Below are 21,413 nucleotides of genomic sequence, written 5' to 3' on the forward strand. Positions count from 1 at the left end.
ACCTATTCATGAAGACCAATAACAAGCAGATCATTTCAGGTCAGTACGAGACGTATATCGACGGTGACGGTCGCCAGATAGTCGATCTGGCCGGCGGGTTTGGCTTTCAGGTGCCGGCGGTAATCGACGCGGTCAGCCTTCAGGCGCAAAGCATGGGGCTGTCCAATCGAGTGCTGATGTCCGACCCACTGATCGCTTTGTGCCGGCGCTTGGCCGAGCTGCTACCGCAGCCGCTGGTCAGCTCTTATGTGTGCAGCTCCGGCGATGAAGCATTCGAAGGCGCCTTGAAACTGTGCAAAGGTCTCAAACCCAAGGGCAACACCATTGTTGTTGTCCAGGGCGGCGACTATGGCTCGCTGAGTTACGGACGTTGCCTCAGCACGCCGCAAAACTATCTGCAGATGCAGCGTTTCCTGGGCTTCGAGCTCGTGGCGATCAGGCATGTCCGCGACCTGGATAAAGTGGACTGGAACGATTGCTTCGCGGTTTGCCACACCAGCACCGTGATGGATGGAGACGGTCGCTTGCGCCTGATAGAGCAGGTGCTACTCGATCACTTGTATGTCGCGGCGGCCAATGCGTCGGTGCCGGTCATCGCGGTCGACGTGCAAAGTTGTCTGGGGAGCCTCGGCACGCTGTTCGGTTTCCAGCGTTTTCGCAATACCCCGGACATCGTGGTGTTGGGCGGGCCGCTGGGCGGCAGCGCGATTCCTATCGGCACCTATACCTGCAGCGAACAGATGGCGTATCAGGTCTATGGTCGCAGCAGCCCGGCGAAACATGGCAGCACCACCGCCGGCAACCCGATGGCCTGTGTGGCCGCCATGGCGGCACTTGATTATGTGCAGGCACACGACTTGCCCACACAGTGCCTCACTAACGGCAAGATTCTGGCGCAAGCGCTCGCCTCATTCGGTGCTGTCGCCTGCGGTGCCTGGGTCAGCCTGCCGCTGCCAGCCGACCTCAATCCCGCCGAATTGTGCGAGGAGCTTTATCAGCGTGGCATCTATGTCAGTGCACCCCGTGGCCGCGAGTTGATTCTGCGCTGCCCGATCACTGCACGAGCCGAACACATCCAGCGCGCATCCCGGATTCTCAAGGAGACTTTAAGCCATGTCCTTAACCCTATCGCATGAACAACTGCTGGATGACTGCCAGCGACATTGGAGTGCCTCGGCGGCCAAGCTCTATCGCCTGGGTAAAACCAGCGTCGAAAAGGACGCCGATGGCATCTATGTCACCGACCATGCCGGCAAGCGCTTTATCGATTGCGCATGCAGCTATGGGGTGTTCATCGTCGGCCATCGTAATCCGATGGTACGTGAACAGGTGCAGACCCAGTTGAACCAGATGGCCTGGATTCCTGAGGGGCGGGTGCATCCGCTGCAAGGCGCATTGTCCGAGCGCCTTCGGAATCTGGTACCGGGGAAGTGGGGGGATGTGCAGTTTATGGTCTCGGGTGCCGAAGCCATCGAACAGAGCATGCGGTATGTGCTCAAGGTACAGCCGCACCGGCGTGGAATCGTGGTAATGAGTGATTCCTATCACGGCAAGACGCTGGCGGCGATGAGTATTCTTGGGCAGAAACAGCACCATCGCAGCTACGGCACCGCGGCCTCGGAAGTGACTTATGTGCCGTACGGTGACTTCGCCGCCTTGCAGAGAGCGGTAGGCGAGGGTGTGCGTGCGGTGTATGTCGAGCCGATTCTGGGGGGCGCCCACTTACAGGTTCCGCCCGTGGGTTACATGGCGAACATCCGCGCCCTGTGCGATGCCACTGAGACCTTGCTGGTGGCCGACGAAATCCAGACCGGTTTCGGCCGCTGTGGCAAGTGGTTCGCCGTGCAGTATGACGACATCGTGCCGGACATCATGATTCTCTCTAAAGGCCTGACGGGCGGTTACACCTCGTTTGCCTGCGCGATGTACAGCTGGCGACTGACCACGCAATACCCGCTGAGCGAGATCGAGCCTGACCAGCGAACCAATGGCGGGCATCCGGTGGCGTGCGCCTCGGCACTGGCCGCTATCGATTACATCGAGCAGCACAACCTGGTCGAGCAATCACGGATCAATGGCGGTTTGCTGCGCCATGGCCTGCAACGGCTGGCTCAGCGTTATCCGCAGATTGTCGAGGATGTGCCCGGTGTCGGCCTGATGACCGGCCTGCGCTTGCGCGGTTCGGTCTACGAAGCGCTGATGAGCATGGAGTTGGGCAAGCGTGGCGTGCATGCCGGGCATTCCATGAATGAAAAAGCCGCGCACCCGGTTCTGCGCTTTTACCCGCCGCTGAACATCACACCCGAAGCGCTTCGGCATGTGCTGACGATGACCGAGGAAGCCCTTGAGGCGATCGCTCGGCGTCCGAAGCTGGCGGTCAAGGCGTTTTCCCTGGTGGTCAGAAACATGTACCACATCCCCAACAAGCTACTGCGCAGCAAAGGGAAGCGCTGAGTATGTTCAATCCCGATACGTTGACCCTGCGCGAAATGGCCGGTCTGCTGCGCCGCGGTATGCTGACCAGCGTCAACTTGCTGGAGTTCTACCTGCAGCGTATCGCCGAACGCAATCCGCAGATCAATGCCCTGATTCAACTGGAGTCTGTCGACGAACTGCGTCGACAGGCCCGGGAGGCCGATGAGATGGCCCGCATCGGAAAGATTCGTGGCCCTTTACACGGCATCCCCATGACCATCAAGGACGTCTGCCATGTGCGCGGCTTCCGAATGTCGCGAGGCCTGAAGGAGTTGCTGGGCGAGGCCAGTCAGGAGGATGCCACGGTCGTTGCCCGGCTTCGCCAGGCGGGGGCGATCATCCTTGGGATCACCAATGTTCCCGAGCTGTGCATGGCCTTTGAAACCGACAATCTGCTGTATGGCCGCACGCTCAATCCCCATGACGGGTGGCGCTCCGCCGGTGGCAGCAGTGGCGGGGAAGCGGCAGCCATCGCGGCCGGTTGCTCGCCGGCCGGGCTGGCCTCGGATGCTGGCGGCAGTGTGCGGATTCCGGCGCATTTCAACGGTATCTGCGGCATGAAACTGACCCAGGGGCGTGTGCCGTTGACCGGCCAGTTTCCCTGTGATCGCTCCGGGCTGTTTCATCTGACGTCGGCGTTTGGCGTGATGGGGCGTTATGTCGACGATCTGGCGTTACTCGGGCAACTGATCAGCGGCGCTGACGGTCACGATCCGGACACCGTCGATGTGCCGTTCGCTGACAGTAAGCCACTGGACCAAATGCGTGTCGCGCTGTCCTGGGAATCCACCAGAACCCGGGTGAGCCCGGCGGTGAAGCAGGTTCTGCAACGGGTCGAGAGTTGCCTGAGCAGTGTGGTGGCGCAGGTTACACCGACGGCTCCGCAGATGCTCGACGAGGCCTGCGATGTGCTATGGCGGGTTTTCATCACGGGTGGGGATGCCGGGCGTGGCTGGAAGCGTTTGTTCCAGTCCATGGACAAACAGACCTATACGCCCGCCACCATAGGGTTGATTCGCTTGAGCGAAGAGGTCGAGTTGAGCGTGGATGAAATGAAGCGCGACTGGATTCTGATCGATACGTTTCGCTATCACTTGGCGAAGTTCTTCAATCAGCACGATCTGTTCATTTGTCCGGTGTTCCCGGACGTGGCATTCGCTCATGGCGAGTCTTTGCAGGATCGTGATCGCTATGCCTTTGTGTTTCCGTTCAGCCTCTCCGGTTCACCGGCGGTGGTCATTCGCGCCGGACATGATCCGGCCAACGGGATGCCGATCGGCATCCAGATAATCGGCCCGCATTGGCAGGAAGAGCAGCTGCTGGCCGTGGCCAATTTCCTTGAACGCGAACTGGAGCGCTGGAGTCCGGTGGCCCCGTTGGACACAGTCACTCTCTGAAGGAACTCAAGCCGTAACGGTTTTGGCGTGACGGCTGGTGATCACCATTGCCAGCATGCCGACACCCACCAGCACCGCACCGGTGACATCTATCAATACCGGTTGCTGTCTGAGCCAGAACCAGTGAAACAATGTGACAAACAGGGTGTTCAGGTAGACGTAGGAAACCACCGTTGACGGTGAAATCACCCCGATTGCCCGATGCAGCAGCCAGAATGTCGCCAGGGTGCCAAACAGCGCCAGGTACACCAGCCAGAACATATCGCTCGACGACAACTGCGCGCCGCTGCGCCAACCGCCGCTAAACAGACAGAACACAAACAGAAACAGCGAACCGAAAAGCATGTTCCAGAAGGTCATCGCCACCGGGTCGCGCCCCTTCAAACTCTTGGCCTTGAATCGCTGGCTCAGTGGCGAATAGAGCGCCATCGCCAGACAGCCGACGCCGAAGACCAGTACCGGGTACAACGCGGGCAGTTCGCCCGGAGCCGCCCCTTTGAGCGTCAGCAGCAGGGCGCCGATTGCCGCAATCGACATCGGCAACAATCGGGTCTTCAGACTCGTACTCGGTAGCAGGAATACCTCAAAGAATAACGTCATCAGCGGCACCAGCGTGTACAGCGTCGCGGTATTGACCGCCGTGGTGTAGCGCAGTGCTTCAAACAGCGAACCAAAATACGTCGCCAGCAGCAGCCCAAGAACCGCATGGGCCAGCAGGCCTTTGGCCGAGATCGGTGAAGTGCTTTTCAATAACAGCAGCGGCAAGAACATCAAGGCTGACAACAACAAGCGCAGCCCGGTCAACAGGATTGGATCTATCGATTGGCTGACTTCTGCCGCCGCAAAGAAAGACGATGCGATCAACATCGCCCAGATCAGCATGCCCCAGTGAGCTTCTGCAAAACCGACTTGTTTCATGAGTTCCTTCCCCAGCGTTTGAAAATAGATTTAGCGGGCGCAGTCGGTAATGCCAGCCAGTTAAGGGTAAATCGGATCTGTAGGCGGGCCTTGAAAGGACCTTCGAAGACTATTGGATATGCTGCGCGTATTGCCTTGGGTTGAAGCGCAGCACCATTACAATCATCACCGCCATCACCGCTGTGAGTGACCACCAGGCCCATTCGAAGCTACCCAATTGGTCGCGAATCATCCCGGCAATCAGCGGCGAGAGGCCCGCGATCAGGTAACCGATGCCTTGCACAAAGGCCGTCAGGCCGCCGGCACGACGCGGGTTATCCAGGTGATCAAGGGACACGATCAAGCTCATCGGGAACAGACCGCCAATGCCCAGGCCCAACAGGCACGGCCATAGCAGGCTAAAGCGTTCCGGGCTGAGGATCAGGCCGCAGAAGCCGGCCATGATCAAGGCCAGCAGAACGACCAGTACCAGACGCTTGTCCTGGCTGCGGTTGGCAATCGCGGGTGTTATCAGCCCGGACACAACTTCCATGGCCGTGAGAAACCCCAGCAGTAAGCCGGCATTCTGTTCGCTCCAGCCTTTTTCCACGTAATACGGGGCTAGCCAGGCCAGCACACAGGTGTAGGAGGCAGTGCCCAAGCCGAAGAAAATCGCCAGCAACCAGGCCCGTGAGTTACCGACGAAGGACTCCTGGCGCCCCATCGGCGCCGCCGGCAATGGCGCGATTGCCGAGCGCTGGGCAAGCCAGAAGACCAAGGCAACCAGCGTCAGTAGCGCCCAGATTGCCAGGCCCATCCGCCAACTACCGGTTTGCGCGAGGACGAAAGGCGAGAACGATGCCGCAATCGCGGCTCCGCCCATGATCGAGGTGACATACAAACCCATAAACAGCGAAACGTTGTCGCTGAAGCGTGACTTGATCAGTGCCGGCATCACTGCCTGAATGAGGGCGATCCCCAGTCCGGCCAATACCGCGCTCAGGATCAACTCAAGGCTGCTGTCCAGGTACAGCCGCGAGACAGTGGCCACACCGATGATCAACAAGGACAGGATGATGGTGCGGTGTTCACCAACCCGTTGCGCGATGCGCATTCCCAGGAACATCGCCAGCCCCATTGCCATGACGGGCAGCATGGTCAGCAGCGAGGCGGTACTGAAACTTAATGGAACATCCCCGCGAATGGCCGACAACAACGGCCCGACAGCGGCCATCGAAGGCCTCAGGTTCAGTGCCACCAGTACCACGCTGACCATCAGCCATCCGGCATAGGAGCTTGTAGTACGAACGTTTTCCATAACGGAACCCCAAATATACAAGGTTGTGATTAGGCCGCTCCAAGCCTGCAGGGGCAAACTGAAAAGTCGCTGGCACTATCGAGAAATTAGGTTGGTTACCGGGAGGAATGTTTAGCCGATCTGCAACCAAGGTTCATCAAGTCTGGATTTAACGGCTTATCTGCCCGTGTGACGCTGCTTTGCATCTGTTTACTGCGGTCTTTTCCATGGACGTCTGGCTGATCGGCATCAAACACGAGGCGTCTGGTGCCACTTCAAGCCTTCAACCACGTCGTCTATACAGGCCTGCCAGCGCGCCAAGCCTGTCTGCACTCCCTTCTGAACTGGCTTTCTGGGCACTGTGGCATTGCCGCCACGCACGCCCGCCGGATTCCTGCATGTCCCGTTGATTGTTCTGACAGGTCCCGCGCTGTGCGCCGGGATCAAACCGGCGGCGCCTGTGCGTTTGCCTGACGCGGATAGACGAGAATTCCCATGAGCTGTGCCACGACATCCTTCGCCACGAAAGAAGAAGCCCTGTCCTTCCTGGAACACCATCCGGATATCGAGATGTTCGAGCTGTTCATCCTCGACAACAACGGTGTGCCACGGGGCAAGTTGCTGCATCGCGATGAACTGCTGGCGGTGTACGAAAGCGGGCGGCCGCTGCCGAGTACCATTCTGGGCCTGACCATCAATGGCGATGACGTAGAAAATTCCGGGCTGGTCTGGGACGTCGGTGATATCGATTGCCGGGCCTACCCGATCAGCGGCAGTTTGCAGCGCATGCCGTGGCGCTTGATTCCCACGGCGGCGGTGCAGGTCAGCATGCATCCAAAAGAGGGCATGCCCGCGACCATCGCCGACCCACGGCACCTGCTGGCCAAGGTCATCGAAGGCTTGCAGGCCGACGGTTATTACCCGGTGATGGCGGCGGAGCTGGAGTTCTATTTGCTGGATCAGCAGCGCGACAGTAACGGTCGGCCGCAGCCAGCGCGGGATGTCGATGGCGGGCGGCCACGCTCCACGCAGGTCTATGGCTTACGTGAGCTGGAGCAAATCGAGCCGTTTCTGGCCGACCTCTACAGCGCCTGCAAGCTGCAGGGCATTCCGGCGCGCACAGCAATCTCCGAATATGCGCCGGGGCAAGTGGAAATCACCCTCGAACACCGCACCGATGCTTTGCAGGCGATGGATGAAGCGGTGCGCTATAAACGGCTGGTCAAGGGCGTGGCCCACAAGCATGGGATGGCGGCCTGTTTCATGGCCAAACCGTTTGATGATCTGGCCGGCACCGGCATGCACATGCACGTCAGCCTGGCGGACAAGGAGGGCAATAACCTGTTCGCCAGCGAAGCCCCGGACGGCACGCCGCTGCTTAAGCAAGCGGTCGGCGGAATGCTCAGCACGTTGCTCGATTCATTGCTGCTGTTCTGTCCGAATGCCAACTCGTACCGTCGTTTCCAGACCAACAGCTACGCACCACTGGCGGCCACCTGGGGCGTGGACAACCGCACCGTGAGTTTGCGGGTGCCCGGCGGGCCGGCATTCTCTCGGCATATCGAGCACCGCATCTGTGGTGCCGATGCCAACCCGTACCTGGCGGCTGCGGCGATCCTGGCCGGGATTCATCGCGGCATCCGCGAGCAGCTTGACCCTGGAGCACCCGTGGAGGGCAATGGGTACGCCCAGGCTACGGAATTGCTGCCCACCGACTGGTTGACCACATTGCGAGCGCTGGAGGCTTCGAGCTGGGCGCGGGAGGCCTTTGGCAGTGAGTTTCTTGGCGTGTATCTGGCGGTGAAACGCGCCGAATACCGACAGTTCATGGGAGAAGTCGGTGAGCAGGACTGGCGCTGGTACCTGCATCAGGCTTGAAACGAGTTTCCACTGTTGGAAGTTTGGGCCTGATTGTTACGAGCCAACTAATCGTTGGCGTATTTTTCACAAAAAATTGATGGTTGGCTGCTTAAGATTTGTGTTGTCGCGGTAAATGAAATTTTCACATTAATCGCGGGCACTTCTTTTCAGGAACAGCCGTTCATCATGTTGAAGTTCAAAGCCGTGCGCCCCGAGTGGGTGACGTTGATTGCCAGCGCCTTTTTATTGGCAGGGTTCAATTCAGTGCTCTGGCAACACCTGTTCGTTATCACCGCTGCAGACGGTCAAGGCATCGCCATGCGCGTCGCGTTCGGGGCGATGATCCTGGCGGTCTTCAACATTGTGCTGACCTTGCTGGCATTCCGGCCTGTGATGAAACCCGTGTTGACGCTGATCTTTTTGGTCAGTGCCGGCGTGGTCTATTTCATGAGCCAATACGGTGTGTTGATCGACGCCGGTATGTTTCGTAACTTCGCAGAAACCAATGCCACCGAAGTGCGCGATTTACTGTCCGTGAAGTTGTTTATTTATATTGTATTTCTCGGAATTTTACCGTCGTGGCTGTTGTGGAAGACACCGATTAATTACCGTCGTTGGCACCGTGAGTTATTAAGCAAAGTGCTGGTAACTGTCGCATCGATTACGGTGATCGGCGGTGTCGCCTTGGTCAACTATCAAGGTTTGTCGTCGTTGTTTCGCAATCACCATGAATTGCGCCTGATGGTGGTGCCAAGCAACTACATCGGCGCCTCGCTCGGTTATCTGCGCGAGCAAGTCGTTTCTGCCCAACAACCCTTTGTCAAACTCGGTGAAGATGCCGAGAAAAACCCGGTCTGGCAGACCCACGGCCGTAAATCCCTGACGGTACTGGTGGTGGGCGAAAGTGCCCGGGCCGAGAACTTCGGCATCCTGGGTTATGACCGCGACACCACTCCCCAACTGGATAAGGAAACCGGCCTGATTGCCTTTACCGATGTGCATTCTTGCGGCACGGAAACGGCCGTGTCGGTGCCTTGCATGTTCTCCAACATGGGCCGCAAGGATTACAACGCCAGCAAGGCAAAGAACGAGGAAGGTCTGCTGGACGTGCTCAAACACGCCGGCCTCGAGGTGATCTGGCGGGATAATCAGTCGGGCTGCAAAGGCACCTGCGATCGGGTCACTGTCGACGACGTGAGTAATCTGAAAGACCCGGCGTTGTGTGCCAATAGCGAGTGCCGCGATGAAATTCTCCTGCAAGGTTTGCAGCACTTTATCGACACGCTGGATAAAGACACCGTGTTGGTACTGCACCAAATGGGCAGTCACGGTCCGGAATATTTCAAGCGCTACCCGAAAGAGTACGAACACTTCACCCCGGTGTGTGAAAGCAATGCACTGAACAATTGCAGCCGCGAAAGTATCGTCAATGGCTACGACAACACATTGGTGTACACCGACCATGTGCTGTCGACCCTGATCGACCTGTTGCGCAGCAATCAGGACAAAGTTGATACCGCGATGCTTTATCTGTCGGATCACGGCGAATCGCTGGGCGAATACAACCTGTTCCTTCATGGCACGCCTTACATGCTGGCGCCGGAACAACAGAAGCATGTAGCGATGCTGGCGTGGTTCTCCGACAGCTATCAAAAATCGTTCTCGGTGGACACTCATTGCCTGCAACTGAGTCGCGAAAAGCCCTTGAGCCAGGACAACCTGTTCCATTCGATGCTTGGCCTGCTGGAGGTCAACAGCAAGGTCTACGACCCGGGGCTGGACATGTTTGCCGGCTGCCGCGGTGCGGTGATTGACGGTGTGCTGGCCAAAAAATGAGCCCGTCGACCTTTTTTTCACGCGCCAGTGGTTAACCTGCCGTCAGTCGATATTCCAATAAGAGCCATTGCACATGTCCGCGCTGCCCCCATCCGCCATCGAACTCGAGTTCGCCCGGCGCTACGATCAGGAACACGCACGCGTCTGCCTGCAGTCGCGGCCGCGTGGCCTGGCGGGGCGTTTGACGTTCTGGCGCGACGAGCAACTGGTGCGTAACGCGCTTCAAGTCGCTGGCGAACCGGGATTGATTCTTGATGTGGCCTGCGGTGTCGGGCGCTTCTGGTCGATACTGGCCGAGCATGCGAATCGGGTGATTCTTGCGACCGATCCGTCTCAGGACATGCTCGATCATGCCCGCACCCACCATCCGCAACACCTGCTGGAGCGGATCAAGACCTTTCAGAGTTCAGCCTTCACCATCGGTTTGTCGGCGAACGCGGTTGATTGCATTTTTTGCATGCAACTGTTTCAACACATCGCCAGTCCTGAGCATCGGTTGGCCATGCTGGGCGAGTTCCATCGGGTCAGTCGCGACACGGTGATCGTTGCAGTGCGGGCTGATGCGCATTTCAAGCTGCGCCGATCCGGTGTGGAAGGCGCACAGTCCCAGCCACAGGCGAGCAAGGCCGAGCTTGAGGCCGAGTTCAGGCAAGCGGGTTTCCACTTGCTCAGCCATCAGGACTTCCTGCCGGGTTGTGCGCGGATGCGGGTCTACGTGCTGCGTAAGGGCGGCTAGGGGGCGTTCTCCATTAGTTTCCACACCGCGGGGAAACTAATGGAGAACGCCCCCTAGTCTCCTTCTGTCAGACTATTCTTGCGGTCCAGTAGGTATTTTCGCTAAAGCTCTTGTTCAGTGGATGCGCGGAAATCGCCGGGGGCGATATATACTGCGCGCCATTCTTCAAGGGAGAGCCGTGTGGCCATCGATATTCACTGGATTCGCGACAACGATAGCCTCGGTCAGTTTTGCGCCGAGTGGCAGCAGCTGCCATTCGTTGCCCTCGACACCGAATTCATGCGGGTCGACACCTTTTACCCGATCGCAGGCCTGCTGCAGATCGGCGATGGCGTACGCGCTTACCTGATTGATCCGCTGACCATCGACAATTGGCAGCCGTTGGCCGCATTGCTGGAAAACCCGGCCGTGGTCAAAGTCGTGCATGCGTGCAGCGAAGACCTCGAAGTTCTGCTGCGTCTGACCGGCAGCCTGCCGGCGCCGCTGTTCGACACCCAACTGGCCGCCGCTTACCTGAACCTGGGTTTTTCCATGGGCTATTCGCGGCTGGTGCAGGAAGTGCTCGGCATTGACCTGCCCAAAGGCGAAACCCGTTCCGACTGGCTGCAACGTCCACTGTCCGACACCCAGATCAGCTACGCTGCCGAAGATGCCTTGCACCTGGCGGAAGTTTTCGTACAGCTGCGTCCGAAGCTTTCTGACGAAAAATACGCCTGGGTCCTGGAAGACGGTGCCGAGCTGGTGGCCAATCTGCGTCGCGAGGTCGACCCGTATGAGGTCTATCGCGACGCCAAACTGGCCTGGAAACTGTCCCGCGCCCAACTCGCCGTGTTGCGTGAACTTTGCGCCTGGCGTGAGACGCAGGCCCGTGCCCGTGATCTGCCGCGCAACCGCATCGTCCGTGAACATTCCCTGTGGCCGTTGGCTCGCACGCAACCGGACAACCTTGGCGCGCTGGCGAAAATCGAAGACATGCACCCGCGTACCGTGCGTCAGGATGGCGAATTTCTGCTTGATCTGATCAAGCGCTCTGGCAGTGTGTCGCCTGATCAATGGCCGCCTGCAGTGCCGGAGCCGTTGCCGGTGGACGCCGCCGCGCTGGTCAAACAGCTGCGCGCCATCGGACAGGCCGAAGCCGAGCGCCTGAACATCGCCCCAGAACTGATGCTGCGCAAGAAAACCCTGGAAGCGCTGCTTAAAAGCGGCTTCCCCAATGGTCCTTACCAATTGCCTGATTCGCTGCGTGGCTGGCGCCGCGAATTGATGGGCCAGGCGCTGCTCGACAGCCTGGCCACCGCCGGAGAACAGCCTTGAAACGTATTTGCTCCATCTATCGAAGCCTGAAGAAAAACGAGATGTACCTCTATGTGCTCAAAAGCGATGCACTGGAGCGCGTTCCGGAAAGTCTGATGGCGGCCTTCGGCAAACCGCATCACGCTTTCGATCTGGTGCTGACACCCGAGCGCAAGTTGTCGCGCGAAGACATCACTGTGGTGCTGGAAAACCTCGAGAAGCAGGGTTACCACCTGCAAATGCCGCCGGCCGAAGACGAATACATCGAGCATCTGCCGGAAGAATTGCTGCGACGCAACGACCCGATGTAATCGGCAGACAGGCTCTGTTCAGAGCCTGTATGAAATACTGGAATGATTTTGGCGATGGCCAGGGCGATGGAGTGATACTCCGTCGGCGGCTGTCTGCACTGTTTTTGAAAGGTTTGAACCATGCGCGTTCTGATTGCTGAACACGACCACCCTGTGTATGCCCAATTGTTGCGTCAGGCAGCGCCTGATCTGGAAGTACTGACCAGCGGCGACTCCGCCGAACTGGCCCGTCAGGCCGCCGATTGCCAAGTCTGGCTCGGTCAGCCGGACCTGCTGGCGACGCTGTTGCGTCAGGGCCACACGCCGGCATGGCTGCAGTCGACCTGGGCCGGCATCACGCCGTTGCTGGCCGACGGCCTGCCACGCCACTATCGCCTGACTCGCGCGGTAGGGATTTTCGGTCAGGTCATGGCCGAATACGTACTGACTTACATGCTCGGCCACGAGCGCGAAGTACTGGCGCGACTGGTCAGCCAGGTCGAGCGTAAATGGGACAACCGCCAGGGTCAAAGCCTGGCCGGGCGCAAGGTGTTGATCGTCGGCACCGGTGACATCGGTCAGACCGTGGCGCAGTTTCTGCTGCCGTTCGGCGTCGAGTTATATGGCATCGCCAGCGAAGCCCGCGAGCAGGCGCCCTTTGTCGAAGTCGGCGCGCTAAGTGATTTGCCGCGCCTGGTCGGCGAAGTGGATTACGTGATCAATCTGCTGCCGAACACCCCGAATACTCACGACCTGTACGACGCCGCACTGTTCAAGCAGTTCAAGCCGACCGGGTTGTTCATCAACGTCGGGCGCGGCGTCGCGGTGGTCGATGCGGATCTGGTGGAAGCCTTGAAGGAAGGGCATCTGGCCGGGGCTGTGATTGATGTCTGCCGTCAGGAGCCGCTGCCGCAACGCCATCCATTCTGGACCGCGTGGGGCCTGCTGCTGACCGGCCACAGTTCTGCACCGACTTCGCCACCGATGATGGTGAAGTTGTTCGTCGAAAACCTGAGGGCGTATCAGGCGGGCGAAGCGTTGCGTGGGGAAGTGGATTTCGCGCGCGGGTATTAAATCCACCACCAATCAAATGTGGGAGCGGGCTTGCTCGCGAAGGTGATGTGTCAGCCGATATTCAAGGTGACTGACACACCGCTTTCGCGAGCAAGCCCGCTCCCACATTTGAACTTCATCGTTGGTTAGAGGGTGAAATCACCTTCAGCCGCCAACTCGCTCAGCGGACGACGCGGGCTTGGCTCTTCGCGCGCTTGCAGGTACTCGGCCAGCGTCGCCTTGTCGCCCAGCTTGCCGATCGCCACCGCCGCGTGCAGCGCATAGCCCTCAGGAATATTCAGCTCTTTGCGGGTCAGTTCCTGATCGAAACCGGCCATGCCGTGAGTGTGCCAGCCGCTGATACTCGCTTGCAGCGCCAGGTGGCCCCAGGCCGAACCGGTGTCGAAAGTGTGGGATTGCGCCGGTGTTTCTTCGGTGGCGCCAGGTATCGCAAAGGTGGTTTTCGAGACCACGATCACCAGCGCCGAGGCATACTGGGCCCAGCTGCGGTTGAACTCGTTCAGCAGGCCCAGGTAACGCTCCCAGTTCGGCGTGTCGCGACGCGCATAGAGAAACCGCCAAGGTTGCGAGTTGTACGCCGATGGTGCCCAGCGCGCGGCTTCGAAGAAGCTCAGCAGGGTCTCTTCGGCAATGGTTTCGCCGGTGAAGGCACGGGGCGACCAGCGATCGGTGAACTGAGGGTGAATGGCGTAATCGGCAACGCGTGGGTTAGCACTCATCAAGAGATTCCTTTACGTTTGAAAGTGAGGGTCGTCTAAAAACCGGCGAGCGCAGTTGAGCTGAGCGATGGGGTTTTCCGAGAGCCTGGGCCGTTCACCTGAATGCAACGCGGTTGAGCGTTAATGGCACGTGGGTAGGGCTCTTTGTGACTGGCAAAGCTACCGGGCGGCGCAAAAACTCACAAGTGCCGTGTACCGGCAGTCGCCAATGCTTGGCCCGCCGGTGCCTTGGCACTAGACTGGCGGCCTTTTCACCACCTGATGTTGATGCTTGAGCCATGGCCGCCAAAGTCGAACCGTTCTGGATACGCAAAACCCTCGATCAACTCGATCAAGAGGAATGGGAATCGCTGTGCGATGGCTGTGGCCTGTGCTGCCTGCAAAAACTCGAGGACGAAGACGACAACGCCGTCTACTACACGCGCATCGCCTGCAAGTTGCTGGACCTCAAAACCTGTCAGTGCACCGATTACCCCAACCGCCGCGACTTTGTGCCCGATTGCATCCAGCTCACGCCGGGCAAGGCCGATGAGTTCAAATGGCTGCCACCGACCTGCGGTTATCGACTGGTCAGCGAAGGCAAGGATTTGCCGCTCTGGCATCACCTGGTGTGCGGTGATCGGGAGGCGGTGCATCACGAACGTATTTCCCAGTCCGGGCGCATGCTCGCCGAGGGCAGCGTGGCCGAAGACGATTGGGAAGACCATCTGATTTTTCGCGCGGGTTGATTCCCATTGCTTATGGTGGTGAGGGAGGTTGCTCGCTCGCCACACCAGGAGTGTGTATGGCTGTGGGAGTGCGGCGGGCGTTGGCTGTCGGGCTGCTGGCCCTGAGTTTGCCTGTATGGGCGGCGAAGAAAGTCGATCTGGATTATCACGTGCGCTTGTTGCCGCAAAGCGATCAGGCCGAAGTACGCCTGACCCTGGCCCAGGGCTCGGCGGTGCGCAGTCTGGATTTCGACTTGGGCGATGGCAGTCATTACAGTGATTTCAAGGCCGATGGCCAATGGCAGCTCACACCGGGCAAACAGGCCCATGGTGTCTGGCGTCCGACCGCCGAAAAGGCCAGCCTGACCTACCGCGTGCGCATCAGCCATGGGCGCAAGAGCGGCAGCTTCGACACCCGCATGACGCCGAACTGGGCGCTGATGCGTGGCGATGACCTGGTGCCCGCGGCCAAACTCGATCAGCAGGACGGCATCGAACTGGTCTCACGCCTTGAATTCGAATTGCCCACCGGTTGGAAAAGCGTCGAAACCGCCTGGCCGCGGATCGGCAAGAACAAGTTCCGGATCGATAACGTCTCGCGTCTGTTCGACCGTCCCACTGGCTGGATGCTCGCCGGCCATCTAGGCAGCCGTCGCACGCGGCTGGGGGAAACCGAAGTCACCGTCGCCTCGCCACAGGGGCAGGGCATGCGCCGCATGGACGTGCTGACGCTGCTGACCTTTGTCTGGCCGCAAGTGCAGGAAACTTTTCCGCGTCATCCCAGCAAGTTGCTGATTGTCGGCGGCAACGACCCGATGTGGCGCGGCAGCTCGGCCGCGCATGAATCGATCTACCTGAACACGCGTCTGCCGCTGGTCAGCGAAAGCGGCACCAGTGCGCTGGTGCGTGAACTGGCTCAAGTGTTGGGGCGGATCAACGACAGCCAGCGCAGCGACTGGATCAGCGAAGGGTTTGCCGAGTATTACGCCATCGAACTGGTGCGCCGCGCAGGCGGCATGAGTGATGAGCGGTATGAGAGCCTACACAGCAAGTTGGTCAAGGACAGCCAGAAGGTCAGCACTTTGCGCGGTGAGCAGATCAACCCGGCGCAGGTGGCCAAAGCGGTGGTGTTGTTACAGGAACTGGATCGCGAAATTCGCCTGAAAACCCGCAACAAGCGCTCACTGGATGATGTGCTGCGTGGGGCGATTCATTTGGAGAGTGTGGATACCAAGGCATTCGTTCAGCTCGCGCAAAGCGTTATTGGCGAGTCTTCCAAGGTGCTTGATACCGGGTTGCTTCAGTAGCACCGCCATCGCGGGCAAGTCGGATCGCGATGAGGCCCTGAGCCCCACCGCAACCTTCGGATCAGACCCCGGCTTTCGGCGAGTTCAACGAATCATTTCCCGTCACGGTCGCCGTGCTGGTCGCCGCTTCGGCATTGGCTTTCATGCGGCTCAGGTCATCCCCGGCGCGCTCGATTCTCGCGCGTGCGTTTTCCATGTCCTGACGGTTCTTTTCCAACAGTCTTTTCGCCGAACAATGCCCAGTGATGCCCCGGGCCAGGGCTATGCCGCCGATGGCTATTTCAATCAATCCGAACACGCCGCCGCGTCGCAAGCCCTTGCTTAGCATGACCACGCCACCCGCCAGGGACCCGGCGCGTTCCCAGCCATGAACGTTCTTTTCGGAAGGGCTCTGGAACGGGGTGGTTTCGATACGTTCTACAGGATTGAACTCGCGCATGATCTGTCTCCAGGCAGGGAAGGGTTGCTTCAGCAATAGATATTTAGCTGACTGCCTGGGCGAGCGGCTTGTTCCATCGAATATGTGGCAATTCAGCGGAATTTCGGCCCAGAGCGGGTGTTGTTGCCTTTGGCCATGCGGTCATACAGCACAACGTTGACGGTGGCCGCCAGGTTCATGCAGCCGGTGGTCGGGATGTAGACCACGTCTTCGCACCACTCGCGGATTTCTTTATCCAGCGAACCGTCTTCGGGGCCGAAGATGTAGAGGGCACGATCCGGGTGAGTGTATTCCGGCAGCGAGCGGGCGCCATCGACCAGTTCCACGGCAACCGGGACGCAGCCCAGGGGCAGGATTTTTTTCAGGTCGTCGATGCCGATCAGCGGAATGTCGTAGTGGACTTTCTTGGTGTCTGTCACGAAATCGGCGGCGCGTTCATAACGCTTGCCGGTGTAAAACACCGACGCCACGCCATAGCAGCCGGCGGCGCGCATCACCGAACCGACGTTCTCCGGTGATTTGGGGTTATACAAACCAATGCAGCTGTACCGTTTATCTGCCACGAGCGGGGTGCCTTCGGGGAAAAAACGGCGATTATACGGGGATTGGGGGAGGGGGGGCAGATTGTAGATTGGTGGTGATTGTTCGATCGCTTTCGCGAGCAAGCCCGCTCCCACACTGGATCTCGGGTGAACACACTATTTGTGTACGCCGCAGATTAAATGTGGGAGCGGGCTTGCCCGCGATGGGGCCGGTGCAGGCGCTGAAGGTCTTCAGTCTTCTTTCTTCATCAACCCGGCCAACGCCGCAAACGGGTTGTGCGTCGCCTTGGCAATCTTCGGCGTACTCAACGAGCCTTCATCGAAATACTGCTGATCGGTATAACGCGAGTGTTCATTGTCGTGGCAATACAGGCACAACAGCTCCCAGTTCGAGCCATCCTGAGGGTTGTTGTCGTGGTTGTGGTCGCGGTGATGCACGGTCAGTTCGCTCAGGCGTTTGCCGGAGAACTCACGGGCGCAGCGGCCGCACACGTGCGGGTACATCTTCAGGGCCTTGTCGCGGTAACCCATTTCCTTGTCGCGCTGGTTGTCGGCGAGGATGCGGTCCAGCTTCGATGTGTTGGTTGGGGTGGACGAACTCATGGGTTCACCTTTGTAAAAGACTAATGACGGTTATGACGTGAGTTTAGCTCAGCCCTTAAGCTTCTCGGCAATCCAGATGGTGTGGCGGGTGCCTTTGTTGCCATGGGCGAAAACCTGGACTTCCTCGGCCTTGAAACCGGCCTTCTTCAGTTTGTCGGAAAACTGCTTGTCGGCGCTGGCTGACCACACCGCCAGCACGCCTTTGGGCCGCAACGCCTTGGCACAGGCGCTCAGGCCACCGGCGGAGTAAAGCCAGCTGTTGGCCCGCTGGGTCAGGCCTTCGGGGCCGTTGTCGACGTCGAGCATGATCGCATCGAAACCTTGCGGCTCGGCTTGCAGCACTTTGGCCACATCTTCCATACGGATTACCGTTCGCGGGTCGAGCAGCGGATTGCCGGCTTTCTCGCCCAGCGGTCCGCGGTTCCACTCAACCACACCGGGCACCAGCTCAGCGACCACCACTTCAGCCGTTTTGCCCAAATGCTTGAGCGCCGAGGCGAGGGTGAAGCCCATGCCCAGGCCACCGATCAATACCCGCGAATTCGGCCGGCCGGCGACCTTGCGGCAGGGGATTTCGGCCAGGGCATCTTCGGAGCCGTGCATGCGGGTGTTCATCAACTGTCCGCCGTCGCCGCCCTGAATCTTAATGACGAAGTCCTCGCCGTATTCGAACAGGCACAGGGCACCGCCGTTTTCAGGGATGGGGGTGGTGTCGAGCAGAACGAAACGTTTCATGGGGCTCTCTTGAGGAGAAATTGATATACGGAGGAAGGCAAACACGCGCAGTTGGGAGTAGCCTGCAAAAAGACAACAAGGCCAACGGAGCCATTGATGAAGCGCACCATTCTAACGGTCATTGCCTTGGCCGCGCTCTCGATAACTGCAGTGCAGGCCCAGGAGCTGCAAACCATCCCCACCAGCCCCGTGCCGACGCCCGGTTCTCCCGGCACCGCCACTCCGACGCCGTATCCGCAGATCACCCCGACCAGCGTGCCCAAGGCCGGTTCCGGCAGTGGCGGGCCACCACTGTTGCCGCCGATCGAAATGCCCAATCCACCCAAAGACCAGACCTTGCCGGGCCTTGAACCGACCACGACGAAAATCAAAACGCCGGGCGGTTAGTGTCTAAATCTGTTGCGAGAGCAGTTGCCCGTCTGCCATGCGCAAGCGTTTGGAGAGGGAAACGGCGAGGGCGCGGATGATCTTGGCGGCGATTTTCGGCGCGTCGTTAAGCATCTTTTCCAAGGAGTCCTTGCCCAGATTGAGCAACTGGCAATTGCTCGCGGCCACGCAACTGGCCGAGCGCCGTTCGCCGTCGAGCACGGCCATTTCGCCGAACGCCCGACCGCTGCGCAAAGTGGCCATGGTCACCCGTTGCCCGTCGCTGTTGGTCTTCTGCACCGCGACCTGGCCGGTGTGGATGATGCACATGAAACTGCCGGCATCGCCCTCATGGAAAATCTCTTCACCTTCGGCGATGGTGCTGATGCTGAAGTAACCCGAAGCCGCCACGAAGTCTGCCGGCAGCAGTTGATCGAACAGGCCGCAGTCCATCAGCCAGTCGCGAATTTCGTTGTTCAGTAAGGTCGGTTCTGACATGTCGTCACGGTCTTTTTCTTGTGTCTGTGTCTGTTCCGGATCTTGGGTAGCAATTGATCCCCTGTGGGAGCGGGCTTGCTCGCGAAAGCGGTGTGTCAGTCAACATCGATGTTGAATGTGATGGCCCCTTCGCGAGCAAGCCCGCTCCCACATTGGTTTTGTGCTGCATCCGGTCCGGTGTCTGGTGTTAAGACCGGCACACCGGGCCAAGTTCCTCAGGCGATGCCCAAAACCTTGAAAACAAATGCGTATTCGAGGGCTACGTCACGTAATCCTTGATAACGACCGCTCATCCCGCCATGCCCGGCGCCCAGTTCGGTCTTGAGCAACAAGGTATTGGTGTCGGTTTTGGTCGCGCGCAATTTCGCCACCCACTTGGCCGCTTCCCAGTACTGCACGCGACTGTCGTTGTAGCCGGCGATCACCAGCGTTGCCGGATAGGCTTGCGCAGTCACGTTTTCGTACGGGGCGTAGGCCTTGATCCGATCATAGACGTCCGGTTCTTGCGGGTTGCCCCACTCGTCGTATTCCGTGACGGTCAGTGGCAGCTCCGGGTCGAGCATGGTGTTGAGCACGTCGACGAACGGCACTTCGGCAATCGCCGCGCCAAACAGCTCCGGCCGCTGGTTGAGCACAGCGCCAATCAACAGGCCACCGGCGCTGCCACCGCTGATCACCAGTTGTGATGGAGTTGTGAAGCCGTTGGCGATCAGGTGTTCGGCGCAGGCGATGAAGTCGCTGAAGGTGTTGTGTTTGTGTTCCTGCTTGCCGGCGCGGTACCAGGCTTCGCCCAGCTCACCGCCACCGCGTACATGGGCGATGGCAAACGCCATGCCGCGATCCAGCAGGCTCAGGCGGGCGTGGGAGAACCACGGGTCGAGGCTTTCGCCGTAGGCGCCGTAGCCGTACAGATAAAGCGGCGTCGGCTTGCCGAGGAACTCGCGTTTGACCACAAGGCTGATCGGCACTTGCGTACCATCCGGTGCCGTCGACCAGAGCCGCTGGCTGACATACGCATCGGCGTCGAACGGGCCGAGCACCGGGGTTTCCTTGAGGACTTGCTGCTCGCCGGTGGTCAGAATCAGTTGGCGGATCTGCGCCGGACGGTTCAAGGCTTCGTAGCGCAGACGAATCCGGTCGCTGACAAATTCCAGGCTGTTCTGCACGTGCAGGCTGTAGGCCGCGTCCGGCAATTGCACGCGATAGGGCACCAAGTCCCGTGGGCGGACTTCGATGATCGGCAGGCCACCTTCGCGCAGGCTCAAGGTCATGGCCTCGGCGTTCAGGCTCATGCCTTCGAGCATCACTGTGTCGCTGTGGGGAATCAGGTTCTGCCAGTCGGCTTCGGTCGGCGCGACGCCGGTATCGGCGGCCTGGTACAGGGCGAAGTTGATGCCGTCGCGGTTGGTGCGGATCAGCCACGTCCACTCGCCATCGAGTTTGCCGTGGTCGACATCGTACTCATGCTCTTCAACTCTCGGCGCCAGGCAGGTAAAGGCCTGATGCGGCAGCGAGGCGTCGAGCACCCAGACTTCGCTGGTGGTCTTGCTGCCAAGCGACAACAGCAGTTGCCGTTCGGAACTGGAGCGGTAGCAATGCAGGAAGAATCGGCCGTCCGGCTCATGGAACACCTCTTCGGCCGCGGTGCCGTCCAGCCGATAGCGGAACAGTTTGTGCGGGCGATGGGTGTCGTCGAGTTCGCCGAAGAACAGCGTCAGGCTGTCGTTGGCCCAGGTCATGCTGCCGTCGCAATCCTGGAATTCCAGTTCGCTGACGCGGCCGCTGGATAATTCCTTCACGAACAGCGTGTAAATCTCTTCACCACTGGAGTCGATGCTGTAGGCCAGACGCTGGTGGTCCGGGCTGATGCTGAACGCGCCCAGGGAAAAAAAGCCACCCTTGGCCAGCACGTTCGGATCAAGCAGCAGCAGTTCCTGGCTTTCGTCGATCAGCAGGCTGCCATCGGCCGGACGCGGGCAACGGTAGTGACGGGCGTATTCGTCGCCGGCGGTGGTGCGGGTGTAATACAGGTACGGGCCCCAAGGCGAGGGCAGCGACAGGTCGGTTTCGAGAATCCGCCCCTTGATCTCTTCGAACAGGGTTTCGCGCAGGCCAGCCTGATCGGCGGTTTGCGCCTCTTGATAGCGGTTTTCAGCTTTCAGGTAATCGAGCACCGCGTCGGTGTCGCGCGCCTGCAGCCAGGCATACGGGTCAGAACCGTCGGCCTTGTGGGCAATCGGAGCACTGGTGACGTTGGCGGATAGGGGCATGAATGGCTCTCGAACAATGTACGGAATAGGGGCTTCGCAACCTGTGGGAGCGGGCTTGCTCGCGAAGGCGGT

Annotated in this window: 21 protein-coding genes; 12 read left to right on the plus strand and 9 right to left on the minus strand. The window is 59.5% G+C overall.

Annotated elements, in window-relative coordinates:
* Nucleotides 1–8: 8 nt before the first annotated feature.
* Genes AB7M29_RS10180 through AB7M29_RS10190 form a run of 3 tightly spaced genes read left to right on the plus strand, consistent with a single transcriptional unit; the run spans nt 9 to nt 3,872 of the window.
* The gene (locus AB7M29_RS10180; protein WP_217856591.1) at nt 9–1,136 is read left to right on the plus strand and encodes an aminotransferase class III-fold pyridoxal phosphate-dependent enzyme; all 1,128 of its coding nucleotides are present in this window, start codon (nt 9–11) and stop codon (nt 1,134–1,136) included.
* Nucleotides 1,114–2,454 carry an aspartate aminotransferase family protein gene (locus AB7M29_RS10185; protein ID WP_052966442.1) on the plus strand — a complete coding sequence of 447 codons (1,341 nt, stop codon included), beginning with the start codon at nt 1,114–1,116 and terminating at the stop codon, nt 2,452–2,454. Before AB7M29_RS10180 ends, AB7M29_RS10185 begins: the two co-directional genes overlap by 23 nt.
* A 2-nt stretch (nt 2,455–2,456) precedes the next feature.
* Nucleotides 2,457–3,872, plus strand: a complete 1,416-nt coding sequence (locus AB7M29_RS10190; protein WP_454246797.1) for an amidase — start codon at nt 2,457–2,459, stop codon at nt 3,870–3,872.
* A 6-nt stretch (nt 3,873–3,878) separates the two neighbouring features.
* Here AB7M29_RS10190 and AB7M29_RS10195 read toward each other — a convergent pair whose 3' ends face one another.
* Nucleotides 3,879–4,790: a DMT family transporter gene (locus tag AB7M29_RS10195; RefSeq protein WP_454246798.1), complete on the minus strand. Its 912-nt coding sequence runs from the start codon at nt 4,788–4,790 to the stop codon at nt 3,879–3,881.
* 109 nt (nt 4,791–4,899) lie between these two features.
* Complete coding sequence (locus AB7M29_RS10200; RefSeq protein WP_217856589.1) at nt 4,900–6,087, minus strand: cyanate transporter; 1,188 nt, start codon at nt 6,085–6,087, stop codon at nt 4,900–4,902.
* Nucleotides 6,088–6,561: 474 nt separating this feature from the next.
* Here AB7M29_RS10200 and AB7M29_RS10205 point away from each other — a divergent pair, with 474 nt between their 5' ends.
* From AB7M29_RS10205 to AB7M29_RS10230, 6 genes are all read left to right on the plus strand, one after another.
* Nucleotides 6,562–7,944: a glutamine synthetase family protein gene (locus AB7M29_RS10205; protein ID WP_217856588.1), complete on the plus strand. Its 1,383-nt coding sequence runs from the start codon at nt 6,562–6,564 to the stop codon at nt 7,942–7,944.
* Between the two features lie 168 nt (nt 7,945–8,112).
* Nucleotides 8,113–9,762, plus strand: coding sequence for a phosphoethanolamine transferase (locus AB7M29_RS10210; RefSeq protein ID WP_454246799.1), 1,650 nt, complete (start codon nt 8,113–8,115; stop codon nt 9,760–9,762).
* Nucleotides 9,763–9,835: 73 nt separating this feature from the next.
* Nucleotides 9,836–10,498 carry a class I SAM-dependent methyltransferase gene (locus tag AB7M29_RS10215; protein WP_217856586.1) on the plus strand — a complete coding sequence of 221 codons (663 nt, stop codon included), beginning with the start codon at nt 9,836–9,838 and terminating at the stop codon, nt 10,496–10,498.
* A gap of 180 nt (nt 10,499–10,678) precedes the next feature.
* Nucleotides 10,679–11,812, plus strand: a complete 1,134-nt coding sequence (gene rnd, locus AB7M29_RS10220; protein WP_123360405.1) for a ribonuclease D — start codon at nt 10,679–10,681, stop codon at nt 11,810–11,812.
* Nucleotides 11,809–12,102, plus strand: a complete 294-nt coding sequence (locus tag AB7M29_RS10225; RefSeq protein WP_007898694.1) for a YcgL domain-containing protein — start codon at nt 11,809–11,811, stop codon at nt 12,100–12,102. Before rnd ends, AB7M29_RS10225 begins: the two co-directional genes overlap by 4 nt.
* A gap of 120 nt (nt 12,103–12,222) precedes the next feature.
* Nucleotides 12,223–13,155: a D-2-hydroxyacid dehydrogenase gene (locus AB7M29_RS10230; RefSeq protein ID WP_217856584.1), complete on the plus strand. Its 933-nt coding sequence runs from the start codon at nt 12,223–12,225 to the stop codon at nt 13,153–13,155.
* 125 nt (nt 13,156–13,280) lie between these two features.
* Here AB7M29_RS10230 and AB7M29_RS10235 read toward each other — a convergent pair whose 3' ends face one another.
* On the minus strand, nt 13,281–13,874 hold the full coding sequence (locus tag AB7M29_RS10235) for a nitroreductase family protein (protein ID WP_454246800.1): 594 nt from the start codon (nt 13,872–13,874) through the stop codon (nt 13,281–13,283).
* Nucleotides 13,875–14,152: 278 nt separating this feature from the next.
* Here AB7M29_RS10235 and AB7M29_RS10240 point away from each other — a divergent pair, with 278 nt between their 5' ends.
* Together AB7M29_RS10240 and AB7M29_RS10245 are read left to right on the plus strand one after the other, a co-directional pair.
* A complete protein-coding gene (locus AB7M29_RS10240) occupies nt 14,153–14,602 on the plus strand; it encodes a YcgN family cysteine cluster protein (protein ID WP_052966452.1) in 450 nt (149 codons plus the stop codon).
* 56 nt (nt 14,603–14,658) lie between these two features.
* The gene (locus AB7M29_RS10245; RefSeq protein WP_454246801.1) at nt 14,659–15,888 is read left to right on the plus strand and encodes a hypothetical protein; all 1,230 of its coding nucleotides are present in this window, start codon (nt 14,659–14,661) and stop codon (nt 15,886–15,888) included.
* 61 nt (nt 15,889–15,949) lie between these two features.
* On the opposite strand, the gene AB7M29_RS10250 is transcribed toward AB7M29_RS10245, so the two are convergent.
* The 4 genes from AB7M29_RS10250 to AB7M29_RS10265 form a co-directional block, all read right to left on the minus strand.
* Entirely contained in the window at nt 15,950–16,327 is a 378-nt protein-coding gene (locus AB7M29_RS10250) for a YgaP family membrane protein (RefSeq protein ID WP_052966454.1), read from the minus strand.
* Between the two features lie 92 nt (nt 16,328–16,419).
* The gene (locus AB7M29_RS10255; protein WP_052966455.1) at nt 16,420–16,890 is read right to left on the minus strand and encodes an RNA methyltransferase; all 471 of its coding nucleotides are present in this window, start codon (nt 16,888–16,890) and stop codon (nt 16,420–16,422) included.
* 210 nt (nt 16,891–17,100) lie between these two features.
* On the minus strand, nt 17,101–17,472 hold the full coding sequence (locus AB7M29_RS10260) for a YajD family HNH nuclease (RefSeq protein WP_007898702.1): 372 nt from the start codon (nt 17,470–17,472) through the stop codon (nt 17,101–17,103).
* Nucleotides 17,473–17,520: 48 nt separating this feature from the next.
* Entirely contained in the window at nt 17,521–18,207 is a 687-nt protein-coding gene (locus AB7M29_RS10265) for a spermidine synthase (RefSeq protein WP_217856581.1), read from the minus strand.
* Between the two features lie 96 nt (nt 18,208–18,303).
* Between AB7M29_RS10265 and AB7M29_RS10270 the strand changes: the two genes are divergently transcribed.
* A complete protein-coding gene (locus AB7M29_RS10270) occupies nt 18,304–18,594 on the plus strand; it encodes a hypothetical protein (protein ID WP_454246802.1) in 291 nt (96 codons plus the stop codon).
* 3 nt (nt 18,595–18,597) lie between these two features.
* Here AB7M29_RS10270 and AB7M29_RS10275 read toward each other — a convergent pair whose 3' ends face one another.
* Both AB7M29_RS10275 and AB7M29_RS10280 read right to left on the minus strand, forming a co-directional pair.
* The gene (locus AB7M29_RS10275) at nt 18,598–19,071 is read right to left on the minus strand and encodes a cyclic nucleotide-binding domain-containing protein (RefSeq protein ID WP_038979360.1); all 474 of its coding nucleotides are present in this window, start codon (nt 19,069–19,071) and stop codon (nt 18,598–18,600) included.
* A gap of 215 nt (nt 19,072–19,286) precedes the next feature.
* A complete protein-coding gene (locus AB7M29_RS10280) occupies nt 19,287–21,341 on the minus strand; it encodes a S9 family peptidase (RefSeq protein ID WP_454246803.1) in 2,055 nt (684 codons plus the stop codon).
* Between the last annotated feature and the right edge of the window lie 72 nt (nt 21,342–21,413).

It is taken from the genome of Pseudomonas sp. F-14 TE3623 (genome assembly GCF_053629015.1).

Bases quoted from the DNA above. Each gene is read 5' to 3' on its own strand.
- AB7M29_RS10180 (WP_217856591.1), top strand. From the start codon at position 9: ATGAAGACCAATAACAAGCAGATCATTTCAGGTCAGTACGAGACGTAT.
- AB7M29_RS10185 (WP_052966442.1), top strand. From the start codon at position 1,114: ATGTCCTTAACCCTATCGCATGAACAACTGCTGGATGACTGCCAGCGA.
- AB7M29_RS10190 (WP_454246797.1), top strand. From the start codon at position 2,457: ATGTTCAATCCCGATACGTTGACCCTGCGCGAAATGGCCGGTCTGCTG.
- AB7M29_RS10195 (WP_454246798.1), bottom strand. From the start codon at position 4,790: ATGAAACAAGTCGGTTTTGCAGAAGCTCACTGGGGCATGCTGATCTGG.
- AB7M29_RS10200 (WP_217856589.1), bottom strand. From the start codon at position 6,087: ATGGAAAACGTTCGTACTACAAGCTCCTATGCCGGATGGCTGATGGTC.
- AB7M29_RS10205 (WP_217856588.1), top strand. From the start codon at position 6,562: ATGAGCTGTGCCACGACATCCTTCGCCACGAAAGAAGAAGCCCTGTCC.
- AB7M29_RS10210 (WP_454246799.1), top strand. From the start codon at position 8,113: ATGTTGAAGTTCAAAGCCGTGCGCCCCGAGTGGGTGACGTTGATTGCC.
- AB7M29_RS10215 (WP_217856586.1), top strand. From the start codon at position 9,836: ATGTCCGCGCTGCCCCCATCCGCCATCGAACTCGAGTTCGCCCGGCGC.
- AB7M29_RS10230 (WP_217856584.1), top strand. From the start codon at position 12,223: ATGCGCGTTCTGATTGCTGAACACGACCACCCTGTGTATGCCCAATTG.
- AB7M29_RS10235 (WP_454246800.1), bottom strand. From the start codon at position 13,874: ATGAGTGCTAACCCACGCGTTGCCGATTACGCCATTCACCCTCAGTTC.
- AB7M29_RS10240 (WP_052966452.1), top strand. From the start codon at position 14,153: ATGGCCGCCAAAGTCGAACCGTTCTGGATACGCAAAACCCTCGATCAA.
- AB7M29_RS10245 (WP_454246801.1), top strand. From the start codon at position 14,659: ATGGCTGTGGGAGTGCGGCGGGCGTTGGCTGTCGGGCTGCTGGCCCTG.
- AB7M29_RS10250 (WP_052966454.1), bottom strand. From the start codon at position 16,327: ATGCGCGAGTTCAATCCTGTAGAACGTATCGAAACCACCCCGTTCCAG.
- AB7M29_RS10260 (WP_007898702.1), bottom strand. From the start codon at position 17,472: ATGAGTTCGTCCACCCCAACCAACACATCGAAGCTGGACCGCATCCTC.
- AB7M29_RS10265 (WP_217856581.1), bottom strand. From the start codon at position 18,207: ATGAAACGTTTCGTTCTGCTCGACACCACCCCCATCCCTGAAAACGGC.
- AB7M29_RS10270 (WP_454246802.1), top strand. From the start codon at position 18,304: ATGAAGCGCACCATTCTAACGGTCATTGCCTTGGCCGCGCTCTCGATA.
- AB7M29_RS10275 (WP_038979360.1), bottom strand. From the start codon at position 19,071: ATGTCAGAACCGACCTTACTGAACAACGAAATTCGCGACTGGCTGATG.
- AB7M29_RS10280 (WP_454246803.1), bottom strand. From the start codon at position 21,341: ATGCCCCTATCCGCCAACGTCACCAGTGCTCCGATTGCCCACAAGGCC.